Origin of the sequence: Streptomyces sp. NBC_01775 (genome assembly GCF_035917675.1) — a bacterium.
Taxonomy (GTDB): Bacteria; Actinomycetota; Actinomycetes; order Streptomycetales; family Streptomycetaceae; genus Streptomyces.
The window spans coordinates 7,923,341-7,940,367 of record NZ_CP109104.1; the positions used below are offsets into that span (position 1 = coordinate 7,923,341).

The 17,027-nt window shown below is 69.3% G+C and carries 15 protein-coding genes and 1 pseudogene; 12 read left to right on the top strand and 4 right to left on the bottom strand.

Annotation, left to right across the window (positions count from 1 at the left end; translation table 11 throughout):
- Positions 1-252 precede the first annotated feature (252 nt).
- The 7 genes from OHB04_RS34985 (at position 253) to OHB04_RS35015 (ending at position 7,075) form a co-directional block, all read left to right on the top strand.
- Complete coding sequence (locus tag OHB04_RS34985) at positions 253-1,464, top strand: FAD-dependent monooxygenase (protein ID WP_326691646.1); 1,212 nt, start codon at positions 253-255, stop codon at positions 1,462-1,464.
- A gap of 365 nt (positions 1,465-1,829) precedes the next feature.
- Positions 1,830-2,033, top strand: a complete 204-nt coding sequence (locus OHB04_RS34990; protein WP_326691647.1) for a cold-shock protein — start codon at positions 1,830-1,832, stop codon at positions 2,031-2,033.
- A gap of 326 nt (positions 2,034-2,359) precedes the next feature.
- Positions 2,360-3,844, top strand: coding sequence for a DEAD/DEAH box helicase (locus OHB04_RS34995; protein WP_405803016.1), 1,485 nt, complete (start codon positions 2,360-2,362; stop codon positions 3,842-3,844).
- Between the two features lie 77 nt (positions 3,845-3,921).
- On the top strand, positions 3,922-4,320 hold the full coding sequence (locus OHB04_RS35000; protein WP_405803015.1) for a CBS domain-containing protein: 399 nt from the start codon (positions 3,922-3,924) through the stop codon (positions 4,318-4,320).
- Positions 4,321-4,383: 63 nt separating this feature from the next.
- Complete coding sequence (locus tag OHB04_RS35005; RefSeq protein WP_326691648.1) at positions 4,384-4,800, top strand: SCO5918 family protein; 417 nt, start codon at positions 4,384-4,386, stop codon at positions 4,798-4,800.
- Positions 4,801-5,447: 647 nt separating this feature from the next.
- Positions 5,448-5,855, top strand: coding sequence for a YciI family protein (locus OHB04_RS35010; protein ID WP_326691649.1), 408 nt, complete (start codon positions 5,448-5,450; stop codon positions 5,853-5,855).
- An 8-nt stretch (positions 5,856-5,863) separates the two neighbouring features.
- On the top strand, positions 5,864-7,075 hold the full coding sequence (locus OHB04_RS35015) for an RNA polymerase sigma factor (protein WP_326809579.1): 1,212 nt from the start codon (positions 5,864-5,866) through the stop codon (positions 7,073-7,075).
- 44 nt (positions 7,076-7,119) lie between these two features.
- On the opposite strand, the gene OHB04_RS35020 is transcribed toward OHB04_RS35015, so the two are convergent.
- Both OHB04_RS35020 and OHB04_RS35025 read right to left on the bottom strand, forming a co-directional pair.
- On the bottom strand, positions 7,120-7,839 hold the full coding sequence (locus OHB04_RS35020) for an aspartate/glutamate racemase family protein (RefSeq protein ID WP_326691650.1): 720 nt from the start codon (positions 7,837-7,839) through the stop codon (positions 7,120-7,122).
- A 76-nt stretch (positions 7,840-7,915) separates the two neighbouring features.
- Positions 7,916-9,112: a serine hydrolase domain-containing protein gene (locus OHB04_RS35025; protein WP_326809027.1), complete on the bottom strand. Its 1,197-nt coding sequence runs from the start codon at positions 9,110-9,112 to the stop codon at positions 7,916-7,918.
- Positions 9,113-9,310: 198 nt separating this feature from the next.
- On the opposite strand from OHB04_RS35025, the gene OHB04_RS35030 reads away from it, so the two are divergent.
- A complete protein-coding gene (locus OHB04_RS35030) occupies positions 9,311-10,471 on the top strand; it encodes an epoxide hydrolase family protein (RefSeq protein WP_326691652.1) in 1,161 nt (386 codons plus the stop codon).
- Between the two features lie 139 nt (positions 10,472-10,610).
- Positions 10,611-10,850, top strand: a complete 240-nt coding sequence (locus OHB04_RS35035) for a hypothetical protein (RefSeq protein WP_326691653.1) — start codon at positions 10,611-10,613, stop codon at positions 10,848-10,850.
- Between the two features lie 6 nt (positions 10,851-10,856).
- Here the strand turns inward: OHB04_RS35035 and OHB04_RS35040 are convergent, their stop codons facing one another.
- A complete protein-coding gene (locus OHB04_RS35040; RefSeq protein ID WP_326691654.1) occupies positions 10,857-12,473 on the bottom strand; it encodes a DHA2 family efflux MFS transporter permease subunit in 1,617 nt (538 codons plus the stop codon).
- 634 nt (positions 12,474-13,107) lie between these two features.
- Between OHB04_RS35040 and OHB04_RS35045 the strand changes: the two genes are divergently transcribed.
- Both OHB04_RS35045 and OHB04_RS35050 read left to right on the top strand, forming a co-directional pair.
- A complete protein-coding gene (locus tag OHB04_RS35045) occupies positions 13,108-13,824 on the top strand; it encodes a leucine-rich repeat domain-containing protein (protein ID WP_326809028.1) in 717 nt (238 codons plus the stop codon).
- 206 nt (positions 13,825-14,030) lie between these two features.
- A complete protein-coding gene (locus tag OHB04_RS35050; protein ID WP_326809029.1) occupies positions 14,031-14,504 on the top strand; it encodes an NUDIX hydrolase in 474 nt (157 codons plus the stop codon).
- Positions 14,505-14,656: 152 nt separating this feature from the next.
- Here the strand turns inward: OHB04_RS35050 and OHB04_RS35055 are convergent, their stop codons facing one another.
- Positions 14,657-16,330, bottom strand: coding sequence for a tetratricopeptide repeat protein (locus OHB04_RS35055; RefSeq protein ID WP_326809030.1), 1,674 nt, complete (start codon positions 16,328-16,330; stop codon positions 14,657-14,659).
- A gap of 204 nt (positions 16,331-16,534) precedes the next feature.
- Here OHB04_RS35055 and OHB04_RS42005 point away from each other — a divergent pair.
- A pseudogene (locus OHB04_RS42005) lies at positions 16,535-16,846 on the top strand (transposase); the annotation flags it as partial.
- Positions 16,847-17,027 lie beyond the last annotated feature (181 nt).

The window sequence follows — 17,027 nt, forward strand, 5'->3', positions numbered from 1 at the left end:
CTGTCGACCGCTTCTTCCTGGGCAGCTGTCCCTCCCCGGCCGGCGGCCTCTTCCACGCTCTCTCCGGCAGTCGACTCCGGCGCCGGCTCTGGCTCCCGCTGCGGGGCGTCCATCGCCTCTCCTTTTTAGATAGCTAAGTTAGGTATATAGTTTGCCCTGGCGCGGCTTCGCCAGGGGCTTGCCGCGCCGCCAATAAAGGTACCTAAGGTACGCAGATAACGACTCTGCGGCCCGTCCGAGAGGAGAGCGCTCATGAGCAGGTCGCCGAACAGGTCGTCGAAGCGGAAGGTCCTCATCTCCGGTGCCAGCATCGCGGGGCCCGCGCTGGCCTACTGGCTCCAGCGGTACGGCTTCGAGGTCACCGTCGTGGAGAAGGCGAGCGCGGTGCGCGGCGGTGGGTACCCCATCGACGTCCGCGGCACGGCGCTGGACGTCATCGACCGGATGGGCGCGCTGCCCCAGCTCCGCGCCGCCCACATCGACAGCCGCAGGATCTCCTTCGTGGGGGCCGACGGCGCAGCCCTGGGTTCCATCAGGCCCGAGGTGCTCACCGGGGGAGTGGAAGGCCGTGACGTGGAAGTGGGCCGGGGGGACCTGGCCGACCTGCTTCACGAAGCCGTGCGCGACGAGGTCGAGTTCCTCTTCGGCGACTCCATCGCCACCCTCCATGACCACGAAGGCGGCGTGGACGTGGTCTTCCGCGGCGGGGCGCAGCGCACCTTCGACCTCGTCGTCGGCGCCGACGGACTCCACTCCCACACCAGGGGCCTCGTCCTCGGTCCCGAGGAGCAGTACCACCGCTACCTCGGCTACTGCTTCGCCGGCTTCACGATGCCGAACCACTTCGGGCTCTCGCACGAAGCCCTGCTCTGGAACGTCCCGGGCAAGGCCGCGGCCCTCTACGCCTCGGGGGACGCCGAGCAGGTGCACGCCTTCTTGGTCTTCACCCGTCCCGAGCCCCCCTTCGAGGCGTTCCGGAACCCCGGCGCGCAGCGGGATCTCGTCGCCTCGGTCTTCGCCGGGGAACAGTGGGAGATCCCGCGCATGGTCGCCGCCATGCACGCCGCCGACGACCTGTTCTTCGACGTCGCCAGCCAGATACATATGCCTCGGTGGTCCCAGGGCCGGGTCGCCCTCGTCGGCGACGCAGCCCACGCGCCCTCGTTCTTCTCCGGGCAGGGCTCCAGCATCGCGCTCGTCGGTGCCTATGTTCTCGCCGGTGAACTGGCCACCAACCCCGACCACCGCTCGGCCTTCGCGGCGTACGAGCACGGCGCGCGCGGGTTCGTGGAACTGAACCAGGCGCTCGCGGGCAAGGGAGGGGTCAGCGTCGCCCCGCGTACGGCCGAGGAGCTGGCGCGGCGCAACGCGGCGCTGCGCGCCTCCTCGTCGCTGCCCAGTGGTGACGAGGGGCGGGCGGTCAACTCGGCGCTCACGCTCCCCACGTACGCGCCCGCCCTGTAAGGGCGCCGGAGCGCCGTGTGGGCGCCCGGCCGGAGCCAGGCCTTGTGCCCCTTGCTCTCCGGAGCGGATCGGGACGCTCCGCTACTGAATTTCTCTTGCCACAACTACAGAATTTTCCGCCGGGCGGCAGGTTTATTGTTACCGTTTTACGCGTCGGCGCCATCTCTTGCGTAATACCGGTCCCACCGTGTTAGGCTCGACGGCAGTTGCAGTTGTGGTTCCCAAAGACTTCAAATGTTCACACGGCGAAATCGCCGTGGGGGCAATTTTGTACTCCGGCATTTTCTCCGGACGGGGCAATCATCGCGGCGACGCGCGGAGTCGGCACAGTGCAGATTCCGAGAAACACCCGAAGGGGATATGTCATGGCTACAGGCACCGTGAAGTGGTTCAACGCGGAAAAGGGCTTCGGCTTCATCGAGCAGGAGGGCGGCGGCGCCGACGTCTTCGCTCACTACTCGAACATCAACGCCACCGGCTTCCGTGAGCTTCAGGAAGGCCAGAAGGTGAGCTTCGACGTCACGCAGGGCCAGAAGGGCCCGCAGGCGGAGAACATCGTTCCCGCCTGACGCCGACGCGTAGGGCGTAGCTGGGGCCCGCACCCTGACTCGGGATGCGGGCCCCAGCTCGTTGCTTTTTGGTTGATGTCACCGCCGTTCGCGGGCCCACAGGGCCGGAGGCCGTGACGCACCACCCCCACGATGAGGGCGGGACCCGGACTCAACAGTGCCCATGGAATTGCGGCGCGTGAATTCTCCACGCCGCCTGTCCATGAACTGCCGGACCGTTTTCTCGTCTCATTTCTTGGCTCGTTCTTGCGATTACCCCAATTCGTGCTGTCAAAGCCGTGTGGGACTTCCTCGATACGTGCCGAATCGAGGAAGGTTCTATCTCAATGAACCGCACTACTCGCACCAATGGACGCGCCGGGCGGCCCCGTACGGGCGACTCCGCCGGATCGCGCCACGGCGCCCGCTCGCAGACCTCCGGCAGCCGTCCGTCCGGCGGCTCAGGACGCTCCAACGGCTGGGGCGGACGTCGGTCCACGCCTCTTCAGGGAGAGTTCGCGCCGCCGGTCACCCACACCCCCGCGCTGCCCGCCGTCGAGGCGTTCGACGAGTTGGAGCTGCCCGCGCCGCTGCTGAAGACACTCACGGGCCTCGGCATGGCAACGCCGTTCCCGATCCAGTCCGCCACCTTGCCGAACTCGCTCGCCGGCCGCGACGTGCTGGGCCGGGGACGTACCGGCTCCGGGAAGACCCTCGCCTTCGGACTGGCGCTGCTGGCCCGTACGGCCGGACAGCGCGCCGAGCCGCGCAGCCCGCTGGCCATGGTGCTGGTCCCCACCCGGGAGCTGGCCCAGCAGGTCACCGACGCGCTCACCCCCTACGCCCGCTCGGTCAGGCTGCGCATGGCCACCGTGGTCGGCGGCATGTCCATCGGCCGCCAGGCGTCGGCGCTGCGCGGCGGCGCCGAGGTCGTCGTCGCGACCCCGGGACGGCTCAAGGACCTGGTGGGACGCGGCGACTGCCGACTGGACGGGGTGGCCGTGACGGTGCTGGACGAGGCCGATCAGATGGCCGACATGGGCTTCATGCCCCAGGTCACCGAGCTGCTGGACATGGTGGACCCCGGAGGCCAGCGGATGCTGTTCTCCGCCACGCTGGACCGCAACGTCGACAGCCTGGTCCGCCGCTATCTCCACGACCCCGTGGTCCACTCCGTCGACCCCTCTGCGGGCGCGGTCACCACGATGGAGCACCACCTGCTGTACGTGCGCGGCGCCGACAAGCACGACACCGCGACCGAGATCGCGGCCCGCGACGGCCGGGTGCTCATGTTCCTGGACACCAAGCACGCCGTCGACCGGCTCACCCAAGGGCTGCTCAAGAGCGGTGTGCGGGCGGCGGCGCTGCACGGCGGCAAGTCCCAGCCCCAGCGCACGCGCACCCTCAACCAGTTCAAGAACGGGCACGCCACGGTGCTGGTCGCCACCAACGTCGCGGCCCGTGGCATCCACGTCGCCGACCTCGACCTCGTCGTCAACATCGACCCGCCGAGCGATCACAAGGACTACCTGCACCGGGGCGGCCGTACCGCCCGCGCCGGCAAGTCCGGCACCGTCGTCACCCTCGTCCTGCCCGAGCAGCGGCGCGGCATGACGCGGATGCTGGCCAGCGCGGGCATCACCCCGCAGACTACCCAGGTCCACTCCGGCAGCGCCGAGCTGAGCCGTATCACCGGTGCGCAGGCCCCCTCGGGTATCCCCGTCGTCGTCACCCCGCCCCCCGCCGAGAGCGGCCCGCGAGGCTCCTCGTCGGGGCAGAACCGGCGCCGCCGGGCACCCAACGGCCGCCGCCCCTTCAAGGGCGCGGCCTGATCCGCCCGCCGGGCCCGGGAGCCGGCCCTCGGGCCCCAGGCCCAGTACCGTGGCTCACCCAGCCTGAAAGGTGCCTTTTGACTCAGACATTGACGCAGCCCCGGCAGGCAGGCTGCCCCGGGCCCACCGCCGCCGACGCCATGACCACACCCGGACCGCAGGCCCACGGTGACATGAGCGTCGACGTGGCGCTCTCCGTTCTCAGCAGCGCGCGCGCCGCGCACCTTCTCATCCGTGACGAGGACGGCCGCTGCACCGGCCTGGTGACCGCCGCTCAGCTCGCCGCCCACCGCAGCGGCACCTGGTACACCGACCGCACCCGCCTGCATGACATCGCTCACGACCGGGGCCCGTTCATCGCGGCGGCCACCTCGGTCCACGAAGCGGAACGCGCGATGCGTGCCAGGGAACTCGGCACCTCACCCGTGATCGACCCGGACGGCTACGCCCTGGGCGTTCTCGCCCTCTCCCACTGATCAGTACTGACCCGCTCCCGGGCCGGTGATCCCTCCGGCCTTTCGCCAACCCGAGGAGACTCTGTGCGCTGTGTCATCGCCCACTTCCCCTTCGACCTGTTCGCCAGTGAAGTTCAGCAGAAGATGAAGGGGGTCAAACCGGAACCCGTCACCGGTGCTTCCGTGATCATCGGCCGCCGTACCTACCCCGTCATGCAGGTCGGGGAGTTGATCACCCGGCAGGACCGTCGCGACTTCAGTGCCGGTGAGGTGATGCGAGCGCTGACGCGCCTCGGCTTCACCGTCCGCGCGCTTCCCCCGCAGCCCCCCGTGGAGGCGGTCCCCGCCCCTGCGGTGACCCCGGCACCCGCTGCCGACCCGATCTCGGCCGAGAACATGCCCTCGCTGCTCCCGCCGCCCATGCACCACACGCCGACCGCGCCGACGGTGCCCGGAAGCGGTGTGGCGAACAATGACCCCTTCCGACCGATGGAGTCCTGAGCACCGGTGGAGTCCTGAGCACCCCGTGCTGAGCTTGGTGTGGCCGCGGCCTTGAGGCCGCGGCCACGCTGTTTTCCGCTGCGCGTGCCACGACGGCCCGGCGACGGTGCGGGGCCCGCAGGGGAGAGCGGTTCGTGGCCGGGCTCTTCCGGCTCCGTTCGAGCGGGGGATCGAGTAGGGGATCCCATCACCGCCCGGCCGGTGAGCTTGGCCCGCGGCGGCGCGAGGTCGTGTTCCTCGGTCCAGGTCCCCCGGCGACACGAGGGCTCGGGGCAGCGCCAGCTCCGCGCGACCACCCCGCGAACAGTCCATCGGCGCGAGGGGACCACGACGCGCCAGGACCACACGTGACGCACCAGGACCACACGTGACGCACCAGGACCACACGTGACGCGCCAGGACCACACGTACGGTGACACACGCGAGGCCTTCGCTTGACTCAGTTGCTCGGTAGCTGCTGATCTTGGAAGGCCTTGTTCCGTCTCGCCCTCGCGACGCCGTGGACCCGGACACTGCGAGACGGCTCACCCAGGCTCATCTACGAGAGCCGAAAAAAATCTGACGGCGATGTCGAGAACCGGCGATCGGCTCCGTCCCCGGGGTGAACGCGACCACAATGGGTCGCACGAGCATCGAGGAGAACCATCATGGCCAAGTACCTGCTGCTGAAGCACTACCGGGGCGCCCCGGCTTCGGTCAACGACGTGCCGATGGACCAGTGGAGCCCGGGGGAGATCTCGGCGCATGTGCAGTACATGAACGACTTCGCGGCCCGGCTGGAGGAGACAGGCGAGTTCGTCGACGGCCAGGCGCTCGCCCCCGAGGGAGCGTGGGTCCGCTACGACGGTGAGGGGCGCCCGCCGGTCACCGACGGACCGTTCGCGGAGACCAAGGACCTCATCGCCGGCTGGATGATCATCGACGTCGACAGCTACGAGCGCGCCGTCAAGCTGGCCGGGGAGCTGTCGGCCGCCCCTGGGGCGGGCGGCAAGCCGATCCACGAGTGGCTGGAGGTGCGCCCGTTCCTGGCCGAGGCGCCCACCATCACGGAGTGACGTCACCGATGGACGAGGTCCTGCTCAGGAGCCTCACGCCGAGCGTGCTCACCGTCCTCGTCCGCCGCGGAGCCAACTTCGCGGCGGCCGAGGACGCCGTGCAGGACGCTCTGGTCGAGGCGCTCCGGGTCTGGGCGGCCGGCCCTTCCCCGGACTCTCGGCTTCGCTCGAGCGGGGAAGACCCCATTCGGGATGCCAAGGGCTGGCTGGTCACCGTGGCCTGGCGCAAGTTCCTCGACGCGACGCGTGCCGACACTGCCCGCCGCCGGCGTGAGGACCGCGTCGAGGAGGAGCCGACGCCCGGGCCGGCGCCCGCGGTGGACGACACGCTCCAGCTCTACTTCCTGTGCGCCCACTCGTCGCTGACCCCGGCATCGGCGGTCGCGCTCACGCTGCGCGCCGTCGGCGGGCTGACCACCCGCCAGATCGCCGAGGCCTACCTGGTGCCCGAGGCGACCATGGCGCAGCGCATCAGCCGGGCCAAGCGCACGGTCTCCGGCGTGCGCTTCGACCGGCCCGGCGACGTCGCCACCGTGCTGCGCGTCCTCTACCTCGTCTTCAACGAGGGCTACTCCGGCGACGTCGACCTCGCCGCCGAGGCCATCCGGCTCACCCGGCAGCTCGCGGCCCGCATCGACCACCCCGAGGTGGCCGGGCTGCTCGCCCTCATGCTGCTCCACCACGCCCGGCGTGCCGCCCGGACCGCGTCCGACGGCAGCCTGGTGCCGCTCGCCGAGCAGGACCGCGGCCGGTGGGACACTGCGTTGATCGCCGAGGGCGTCGGGATCCTTCAGGCGGCCCTCGCCCGCGACCGGCTGGGCGAGTTCCAGGCTCAGGCCGCCATCGCGGCACTCCACGCTGACGCGCCCACCGCCGAGGAGACCGACTGGGTGCAGATCGTCGAGTGGTACGACGAGCTCACGCGCCTGACCGACAGCCCGGTCGTCCGGCTCAACCGCGCGGTCGCCGTCGGGGAGGCCGACGGACCGCGCGCCGGCCTGGCGGCGCTCGCGGCGCTGGACGCCTCCTCCCCGAGCTCTTCGAGCAGGGGACACCCCATTCCCCGCCACGCCGCGGTGGCGGCGTACCTCCACGAGCGCGACGGCGACCTGGCGACGGCGGCACGGCTGTACGCCGAGGCGGCCCACAAGGCACCCAACCTCGCCGAGCGTGACCACCTGACACGCCAGGCCGCCCGGCTCAACGCCCGCCGGCGCTGACGGGTCGTGCTGGTCGAGGCCCAGTGAATTGTGCGGCTGCCTCACTACCGCAGCCCTGCGGGGTGAATCTCCTCGTCGGCCAGTGCGCCGTCCACGGCCGCTTCGGCGTGGATCCGTGCGGTGGCGAACACCGGCACGGGGCTGTCCCCGGGACGGATCAGCAACTCGATCTCGGTGCAGCCCAGGATCACTCCCTCCGCCCCCTTGGCCACGAGTCCTTCGATGACACTCTGATAGGCGGCTCGGGACTCCTCCCGGACGATTCCGAGGCACAGTTCCTCGTAGATCACCCGATGCACCAGCTCCCGCCCGGCCGCATCCGGCACCAGGACCTCCAGCCCGTGAGCCGCGAGGCGCCCCCGGTAGAAGTCCTGCTCCATGGTGAACGCGGTGCCCAGCAGAGCGACGCGGCTCAGCCCCGCTGCACACACGGCGTCCGCGGTGGCGTCGGCCAGATGCAGCAGCGGGACGGACATGGCGTCGGCGACCTGATCGGCGACCTTGTGCATTGTGTTGGTGCACAGGAGCACCATGTCCGCACCGGCGGCCTCCACGGCGCGGGCGGCGGCTGCGAGGACCTCGCCCGCCTCGGTCCAGCGTCCCTCGGCCTGAAGCTGCTCGATGTGAGCGAAGTCGACGGAATACAGCACGCATTGGGCGGAGTGGAGGCCGCCGAGGCGGTCTCGCGTCAGCTCGTTCAGCAGCCGGTAGTACTCCGCTGTCGACTCCCAGCTCATCCCGCCGATCAGCCCGATCGTCTTCATGTCCGTACCTCGAACTTCCTGGGCTCGGCGCCCCGTCGTATGCACGCGCGATCTTAAGCAGGGGGTGACTCCGCCCTCAGCCGCATATCGCCTCCTCCAGCACCTTGTCGAGGGGGGCTCCGATGCCGGGGTCGGCGGGCCAATCGGCGAGGTTGGCTGACAGCACCATCCGGCGAGAGCGGTCGCGCGTGGTGAAGGCCAAGGTCGCGTAGCCGGGGATGCCGCCGGTGTGTCCGACGACCGTACGCCCGCAACTCAGCCGCCGTTGCTTGAGCCCCAGCCCGTACTCGGTGCCCGGTTCTCCCGTGGGGACGGTGCGGTTCATCTCCGCCAACTCCGCCTGGCTCAGCAGCTTTCCCGAGGTGAGGGAGGTGAGCAGCTTGTCCAGGTCGCCCGGGGTGGAGACGATCTCCCCGGCCGAACTCGCGAAAGACGGGTTCAGCTTTGTGATGTCCACATGGCGCCGCGTGGCCGGCTGCCGGTCTCGGCTTCCGTCCCGCTCTGTTCCGGACCCCTTGACCTGGGAATAGCCGTGCGCGTGCGGGCCGGGGAGGGTGGCGCTGTCGCCTGGCACGGAGGTGTGCCGCAGGTTCAGCGGCTCGATGACACGGCGTCGCACCTCCTCGGCGTACGACCGGCCTGTGATGCGTTCGATGAGGAGTCCGGCGATGACGTAATTGGTGTTCGAGTAGGCGTAGTCCGTACCCGGTGGGAAGTCGGCGGGCTTGGCGGCTGCCTGGCGCACGAGCGGCGCCTTGTCGTAGTGCCGGAAACGGGTACGGACGAACTCCTCTCCTTGCGGCAGATCACGCGCGAGGTCATGGAGGCCGCTGGTGTGCTGGAGGACCATGCGCACCGTGATGCGTCCGGCGTCGGGCACGAGCCCGCGGGGGAGGTAGCGGGCCAGGGGATCATCCAGGGGCACCCGGCCCTCACCTGCCAATTGCAGCAGGGTGACCGCCGTGAACATCTTGGTGATGCTCCCGGCACGGAAGCGGCCCTCCCAAGGCACGGGTGCCGTGCCGCCCCCGCGAGCCGTGCCCGACCTGGCTCTCCACGTGCCGCTGTCGTCCGTCACCCGCACCTGCGCGCCGACGGCGGCGGCGCGCGTCAGCTCTTCCAGGTGTCTACGGAGCCGTTCACGCCCCGCGTTGGTGTCCGTCGCGTTGGTGTCCGCCGTGCCGGCGGAGGCGGCTGCCGCGGGCATCGTGGTCGCTCCGACGACGACGGCTGTGGCGAGGACGCAGGTGAGCAGGGTCCGGACGACACGCATGTTTCTCCAAGGGCGTGGGTGGCGGTGACTGCGTCCATTCGACCGTGGGTGGCGGCCTGGCGCAGTAGGGGCACCTGCCCAAGCTGCGGTTCGGTTTCTCCGAACCACGGCCGGGACGAGCGTGGCTCACCGGCCGATGTCGCGGACAGTTGGTGTCCGGAAGCGCCTCTACCGTGCTGTGACGGAGCCGCACGAGTATTGAGATCAGCATCGGAGCACGTCGTGGACATCAGCCCCTTCACCGTCGAGATTCCCCAGACGGCACTTGACGACTTGCGGGACCGGCTTCTTCGGACCCGTTGGCCCGACGAGCTGCCCGGGGCGGGGTGGGACTACGGCGTCGCGCTGCCGTATCTCAAAGAGCTGGCCGAATACTGGGCGACCGGGTACGACTGGCGGGTCCACGAAGCGCGGCTGAACCAGATTCCGCAGTTCACCACCACCATCGACGGGCAGAACGTGCACTTTCTGCACCTCCGCTCCCCGGAGCCGGAGGCCGTTCCGCTGATCGTGACGCACGGCTGGCCCAGTACCGTCAACGACTTCCTCGGCATCTTCGGGCCGTTGACCCATCCGCGTTCGTACGGCGGCGACCCGTCGGTCGCCTTCCACGTGGTGGCGCCCTCCGTGCCCGGATTCCCCTTCTCCGGGCCCACCCGGGAGCGGGGCTGGGGCAGCGAGCGCATCGCGCGTGTCTGGGCGGAGCTGATGCGGCGACTCGGGTATGAGCGGTACGGCGCGCACGGTGGGGACTTCGGCTCGCTCGTCTCGCCGGAACTGGGCCGCCTCGCCCCGGAACACGTCATCGGCGTTCATGTCAACGCGCTGGTCGGCGCCTCGATGGCCATGAGTTCCGAGGAGTTGGAGCTGCTCTCGGCGGAAGAGCGCGAACAGGCGCGGGAGAACCAGAAGTGGTGGTACGCGCACTCCGGTTACGCCACCCAGATGTCCACCCGCCCGCAGACCGTGGCGTACGCGCTCAACGACTCTCCTGCCGGTCAACTGGCCTGGAACCTGGAGTGGTTCGTCGACCACGATCCGACCCGCACATGGCAGACGCCTGTCGACCGGGACGCCGTGCTGACCAACGTGTCCGCCTTCTGGCTCACTTCCACCGCGGGCTCCGCCGCCCGGCTCTACCGCGAGATGGCCGCCGCCGGATGGGGACGCCCCGCTTCCTCGGGCGTGCCCACGGGTGTGGCGAAGTTCCGCGGTGACCGTGCCGTGCGGGGGCTGGCGGAGCTGTCGCACCGCGTCACGCACTGGTCAGAGCTCAACGACGGTGGTCATTTCGCCTCGCTGCAAGCGCCTGACCTGCTTGTCGAGGACATCCGCTCATTCTTCCGTACCCTGCGTTGAGGGCGGAGGGGACGGCCCGGCGGGTGTGCTGGGATGCGACGGAGCCGCTACGCGTTTGTGGCGAGTTGTCGACAGGGGTCGCGTTGTGTGTCCCGTATCCCTACGGTCGTCCCGAGCCGATCAGAAAGTGGGGGACACCATGCATGGTGTGGTGATGGAGCGGCTGGCTCGTGAGGTGCTGGCCGGATTGCCGGACGACGAGGCCAGATTCGAGGTGCTGGAGCTGCTGGAGTGCGTGCAGAACAACCCGCGCGGGTACCCCGACGTCCGGGAGATCGTCGGCGCCGAGGTGCGTGAGGCGTTCGGGCAGTGCTGCTGGGTGCGGTACGCCGTGCATGACGGCGCGATCGAGGTGCGGGACATCGGACGGGTGGGCTGAGGCTCCCTACCTGGCGGAGTCCGCGTTGCGCCCGGGGCCGTTCTCCGAGCCGCTTCCGGAGCTGCCGTCGGAGCCGCTTCCGGAGCTGCCTCCGGGGCCGCTCTCGGGGCCGACGGTGGCGGTGTCGTCCAAGGGGCGGCCGGGCCGGTAGAGCAGCACGGAGATGACCATGCCGACGGCGAAGAACGACGCAGCCCACCAGTACACGGTCACGTAGCTGTGGACCGCCGCCTTGGCCTTGACGTTCGGCATGCCGAGGTGGTGCTTGGCGTAGGTGGCGACCGTGCCGGCCGCCATGGTGTTGAACAGCGCGGTCCCGATCGACCCGCCGACCTGCTGCATCGTATTGACGGTCGCCGAGGCCACGCCCTGGTCGTTCACGGCGACGCCGAGGGTCGCCAGGCTCATCGCGGTCGGCATCACCAGGCCCAGCCCGCAGCCCAGGACCAGCAGCGGCGGCAGGACGTGCGCCGCGTACGCGCTGTGCAGGCCGAGGCCGGTCAGCCAGACCATGCTGGCCGCAGCCATCGCCATGCCGACGGGGATGACCGCCTTCGGCCCGATACGGCGGAGCAGCACATTCGTCGACAGCTGCGCCGTCAGCATCAGCATGCCGACCATCGGCAGGAACGCCAGCCCGGTCTTCACCGGCGTGTACCCCAGTGTCTGTTGCAGGTAGTACGTCAGAAACAGAAAGACACCGAAGATTCCGACGCCCGCGATGAACACACTGATGTAGGAAGCGGATCGGTTGCGATCACGCAGGACGCGCAGCGGCAGCAGCGGATGTCCCGCTCTGGTCTCCCACAGCACGAACAGGGCCAGCAGCATCGCCCCGGCGATCAGGAAGACCCAGCACGACCAGTCCCGCCAGGCATGGGTCTCCGCGTTCGAGAACCCGAACACGATGCAGAAGAGCCCGGCGGCCACCAGCGCGGTGCCGCGCAGATCCAGACCGGGCCGTTCGGTCGGCACACGGCTGCGCACGAAGCAGAGTGCTCCGATCACCCCGAAGATGGCGACGACGTCGTTCACGTACAGCGTCCAGCGCCAGTTCAGGTGTTCGGTGAGGACCCCTCCCAACAGCAGGCCGATCGCGCCGCCCGAGCCCGCGATCGCCCCGAAGACCCCGAACGCCCGGGAGCGCTCCCTGGGGTCGGTGAAGGTGGTGGTCAGCAGCGACAGGGCGGACGGCGCAAGCATCGCGCCGAACATGCCCTGGAAGGCGCGGGCGATGACCAGCATCGTGAAGCTCTGGGCCGCGCCGCCCACCGCGGAGGCGACGGCGAACCCGATCAGGCCGGTGATGAAGGTTCTGCGGCGGCCGACCAGGTCAGCCAGTCGCCCGCCGAGGAGCAGCAGGCTGCCGAACGCGAGCGCGTAGGCGGTGATCACCCATTGCCGCCCGCCGTTCGAGAAAGCCAGGGCCTTCTGTGCCGATGGGAGGGCGATGTTGACGATGGTGACGTCCAGGACCACCATCAGCTGGGCGAGCCCGATCACTGCCAGTGCCCACCATCGGTGCGGCGGGTGCTGAGGATCATCGGCGGGGGACTCGGCGGACGCGCCGGGGCCCCCGCCGGTTGCGCCGGGAGCGGGTGTGCCGGGCGTGGGATGTGCCATGGCAGGCCCTCCGGGGGCTCGCGCGTGTGCGTGCCAGGGAGGTGTCCCTGGGCCCTCATGCTGTGGCGTGCGTCAGGTCGCGCGTGCGTCAGGTTGTGGTGCGGGTCAGGGCGTGGTGGGCGCCAGCTGGTGGCCCGCGTCAGGGCGTGGTGCGCATGGTGCGGAGGTTCTTCCGAGTCAGCGTGCCATCTCCCCGGAATACCCGCCTCTTGTGGAATGGCCTTGCCCGCGTGATGGCGCAAAGGGGTCTTTCGATTCAAGGGGTCTCTCGATTCGCGGTAGGGGTGCGAATGACGGATAATCCACCGGCTACCGGCTACCGGCTACCGGCTACCGGCTACCGGCCACAGGCCACCGCTTCCGGTGTCACGGGGAATTAGAGGTGGTATTTACCCATTCCGCAGGACGGCTACGGAAACAGCTACGGCTACATCCGGGAGGCCACCGCCGGTGCTGTCGACCCGCCGTGGGCGGAGCACGCCGATGCCGTCGTCGCCGGGTTCGTGCCGCCAGCCGGGCGGAACATGCCCGACCGCGAACGGGTGACGACAGCGGTGAACGTAAGCTACGGCGGCGGAATCCGGTCGACGGGGCCGGCCGAGACGGCCGCATGGGCTGGGAGGGGCGAAGCGGGGTGGCGGAGACGCTGAATCTGTGGAAGCAAGGGCTCGGGGAGTTGCCGGAGTCTCTGTGGGAGCGGACCGAGCTGCGAGTGCTCATTCTCGCCGACAACGAATTGACACGGATATCGCCGCGGATCGGCCGGCTGCGGCAGGTGCACACCCTGGACCTGGGCCATAACGCACTCGATTCGATACCGGAGGAGCTGGCCGAACTGCCGCTCACCGAGTATCTCTACCTGCACGACAATCAGCTGACGGAGCTCCCGCGGTCGCTGGGACGGCTCACCGGACTTCGCTACCTCAACGTCGGCGAGAACCATCTCGCCATTCTTCCCGACGCCCTTGGCGCCATGACCGGACTGGTCGAATTCCGGGCCCAGCACAGTCGTTTGACCGTACTTCCCGACACCATCGGTCAGCTCTGCCAACTCCGCGAGCTGTGGCTGCGGGGCAACGCGCTGACGGGGCTCCCCGAATCCGTCTCCCGTCTGGCCGAACTGCGTCACCTCGATCTACGGGAGAACGCCCTCGCGGAAGTCCCCGAAGCCTTGGCGGGGCTCCCGCTGCTCCGGAACGTCGACCTACGGAGCAATCACCTTCGCGAACTGCCGGACTGGCTGTCCGGTCTGCCCTCGCTGGAGAAACTCGACCTGCGCTGGAACACCATGGTGCCCCAGCCGCATGTGCTCGGCCTCCTACGGGAACGTGGGTGCGTGGTCTTGACGTAGGCAGCCGCCAGGCCCGAAGCAGCACCGGGCCGTCGCCACCCGCTACGACAAGCGCGGCTGTGTCTTCCTCGGCACCGCGACAATGGCAACCTTCGACATCCGGCTGCGAACGTAATGGACTGAACAAGTCCCAGATGACGGGCCATCAAAGCTGGCGACGCACTCATCTCGGACGTTGAGCCGGCGTCCGGTGGGGAGGTATCGGGATGAGTTTCCGGCTGGCGGCGTACGCCGTGTGCATCGAGGACGGGCGGGTGCTGCTCGCCTGTCACGTACCACCGAAGGGTGAGACCAACTGGACGCTTCCGGGTGGCAGGGTCGAGCACGCGGAGGATCCGTTCGACGCGGTGATCCGGGAGGTCGCTGAGGAGACCGGCTGCGAGGCGGTGGTCGAACGCCTGCTGGGCGTGGACTCAAGGATCATCCCCGCAGCTGAACGCACCATCCCCGGCGGACCGGAACACCAGAATGTCGGCATCTTCTACCAGGTCCGCATCACCGGCGGCCAACTCCGGCCTGAGCCGGACGGCGAGATCGCCGAGTCGGTCTGGACTTCGCTTCCCGACGTCGCCGGCCTGCACCGGTCATCGCTGGTCGACGTCGGCCTGACCCTGTCTCAGACCCTTCCAGCGACCGGCCACGTTGCTCCGGTCCCGGTCGGCGGCCTGATTCAGCACTGAGGCAACCACCAGCATCCGCCTGGCCCGCTCGACCGTCATCTGACACGCACGATCAGCCGGACAAGCCCCAGGTCCTGTCCGGCGGACCGCATGACTGCGGGCTTGATGGCTCGTTTGTTCGTAACGGGTCTCCAGCCGCAGTTCGCGGATCTTCAGCAACAGTCGTCTTCCGCCGCGCCCGTGACGGTTTCGAGCCGGCAGAAGCAGGATGCCTTGATCGGTACGTCTGCCACGGCGACCGCGAGCTTCAGTTGCTGGGCCACGATCTGCGCTTCTCCTGATCTGCCCAGCCGCAGGAGACACTCGTGGAACCCGTGCAACGACCATACGTTGCCGGGGTGTTGGGAGGCGCGCGGCAGCGTGTCGTCGAGGCCCAGATCGGCCCGGTAGACGGCCTCCGCTTCCGCTACGCGACCCTGTTCGAGGAGCAGGGCGCCGTACGCGTGCCGGGTGGGCTGCATCCATCCCCACGGTTCGTCGTAGGGAAGGTTGTCGTCGAGTGCGATCGACCGCTCCAGCGCGGCGAAGGCGGCGTCGTGGTTTCCCTTGCGGTATTCCAGTTCGCCGTCGAGCATCGCCGAAGCGATCGCGAGGATGTCGGCACAGGTGTTGTTGAACAGCATGCGAGTCCCGGGAATCCGGGAGACGGCCTGCCGGAACAGTTCGCGTTCGGTCTCCGCCTCGGAGATCCGGCCGGTGGACGAGCAGGCGATGCCGCGGGCGTAGTGGAGCATCGCGGTGGTGACGCAGTACAGCCGCGGGTCGGTGGGCCAGGGCAGTTCCAGGATGTCGGGCCATCGGCCGAAGCGGATGAGCACGTGTACCCGCATGGCGAGGAAGCTCTCCAGCCAGTCGGCCATGGGCGGACTCTGCACCCTCAGCAGCTCCTCGGGGATGGAGGCCTCGAGTTGTGCGGCGGTCTCCAGAGCGGTCGCCGACCGGCCGAGGAACATCGCACCGTAGATCTTGAAGTGGTAGTTGTGCGACCGGTACAGGGTGTAGAAATTCATCGCGCCGGCCCGCGCGTGGTACTTCTCGTCGGCGACGATCGCGCTGGTGTTGTCCGACACCACACGCCGGTAGTCGCCGCACAGCACCTCCAGGTGTGTGGGCATGTGCTGGAGGTGGCCGGCGTCGGGCACGAGGCCGCGGAGCCGGTCCGCGACAGGCAGGGCCGCCTCGGGGGTGGGGGACATCTCCATGAGGTGGATGTACATGTGCAGAAGGCCGGGGTGCTTCGTGCCGGGCCCGGTGCTGAGCGCCCGCTCCAGGGCTGCCTTGGCCACCAGCGTGCGGGCACCTGCCGTCGGCAGGCCGGTCCGCAGGTCCCACAGTTGCCAGGGCGTGAGGTTCATCTGCGCATCGGCATGGAGCGTGGTGACGTCGAGGTCATCGGGAGCGAGGACGTGGACGGCGCGCATGCTGTCGGCGTAGGCCTCGTTCCACACCGAGCAGTCCTCGACCGGTTCCGCCTGCGGATACCGGTCCCGCAGCGCTCGGATCAGGGCCTGTTCGACGGGAGCGGCACCGTCCGCCTTCTCGTGGGCGTGCTCGACGGCCCGGTGGGCGCGTTCGACGGTCCGGGCCAGGTCCTCGTCGTCGAAGGAATCCCAGGGCTTGTTGTAGTTCGGACCGAGGACGAAGGCGATGCCCCAGTAGGCCATCGCGCAGTCCGGATCCGCCGCGGCGGCCTCTTCGAAGCAGGAGAGGGCTTCCTCATGATGGAAGGCGTACGCCCAGACCAGCCCACGGTCGAACCACATCTGGGCGGACGGGGAGGACGTCGTCACGGGGCGGGCGTGGGTGCCGAGGTCGTAGTAGTCCATCCGTCTCTCCTCAAGGTACGGTCGGCCAGCCGGCGCGGACGAGCCGCTCGGCCCGGCCGGACACATGGACGCGCCGCGACCGGCACGCGCTGTTCTAACGTGGTGAACGCCTCCGGGGACACCGCCTCCCGGGGACACCTGAGCCGGGGGCAGAACCGGTCTCGCCCGGCTGGGTGGAGGACCAGGTGTGGACCGCGGCATGGGCGGACCCGGCGGTGCCACCGTCTGCGTATCCACCCCTCGGGCAAGGGCAAGCGTCGCAGCATGGGAGAGCGTGACTTCATCGCGCTGATCGACGGTACCCACCAGCCCGTCAAGGCACCGATCGTGCTGATGTGGGACCGGCTGAACACCCACGTCTCCCACGCGATGCGTGAGTTGATCGCCGAGCGTGAGTGGCTGACGGAGTTTCTGCTGCCCGCCTACTCGCCTCACCTCGACTCCGTCGAGGGGGTATGGGCGCACGTCAAGCGCAGCCTGGCCAACCTCGCCGTGGCTGCCCTCGACCGGCTCGAAGCAGCGCCCGACAGGGCATCGATGACGGGCCGCTGTCGGCGTACGGCTAGGTCGCAGAGCTGTGGCACGGGGAACGTGCAGTGGCGAGCGTGGGCGGGGCGCCGGACGCCGCGCCCGGTTTCTCGATCCCAGATGAACCCGCGGGGCCCGCTTCACGTCGTGTCGCAATGACGACTCGGAA

What these genes read in the sequence shown, in the direction of transcription:
- OHB04_RS34985 (WP_326691646.1), top strand. Translation starts at nt 253, where the DNA reads ATGAGCAGGTCGCCGAACAGGTCGTCGAAGCGGAAGGTCCTCATCTCC.
- OHB04_RS34990 (WP_326691647.1), top strand. Translation starts at nt 1,830, where the DNA reads ATGGCTACAGGCACCGTGAAGTGGTTCAACGCGGAAAAGGGCTTCGGC.
- OHB04_RS34995 (WP_405803016.1), top strand. Translation starts at nt 2,360, where the DNA reads ATGAACCGCACTACTCGCACCAATGGACGCGCCGGGCGGCCCCGTACG.
- OHB04_RS35010 (WP_326691649.1), top strand. Translation starts at nt 5,448, where the DNA reads ATGGCCAAGTACCTGCTGCTGAAGCACTACCGGGGCGCCCCGGCTTCG.
- OHB04_RS35015 (WP_326809579.1), top strand. Translation starts at nt 5,864, where the DNA reads ATGGACGAGGTCCTGCTCAGGAGCCTCACGCCGAGCGTGCTCACCGTC.
- OHB04_RS35020 (WP_326691650.1), bottom strand. Translation starts at nt 7,839, where the DNA reads ATGAAGACGATCGGGCTGATCGGCGGGATGAGCTGGGAGTCGACAGCG.
- OHB04_RS35025 (WP_326809027.1), bottom strand. Translation starts at nt 9,112, where the DNA reads ATGCGTGTCGTCCGGACCCTGCTCACCTGCGTCCTCGCCACAGCCGTC.
- OHB04_RS35035 (WP_326691653.1), top strand. Translation starts at nt 10,611, where the DNA reads ATGCATGGTGTGGTGATGGAGCGGCTGGCTCGTGAGGTGCTGGCCGGA.
- OHB04_RS35040 (WP_326691654.1), bottom strand. Translation starts at nt 12,473, where the DNA reads ATGGCACATCCCACGCCCGGCACACCCGCTCCCGGCGCAACCGGCGGG.
- OHB04_RS35050 (WP_326809029.1), top strand. Translation starts at nt 14,031, where the DNA reads ATGAGTTTCCGGCTGGCGGCGTACGCCGTGTGCATCGAGGACGGGCGG.
- OHB04_RS35055 (WP_326809030.1), bottom strand. Translation starts at nt 16,330, where the DNA reads ATGGACTACTACGACCTCGGCACCCACGCCCGCCCCGTGACGACGTCC.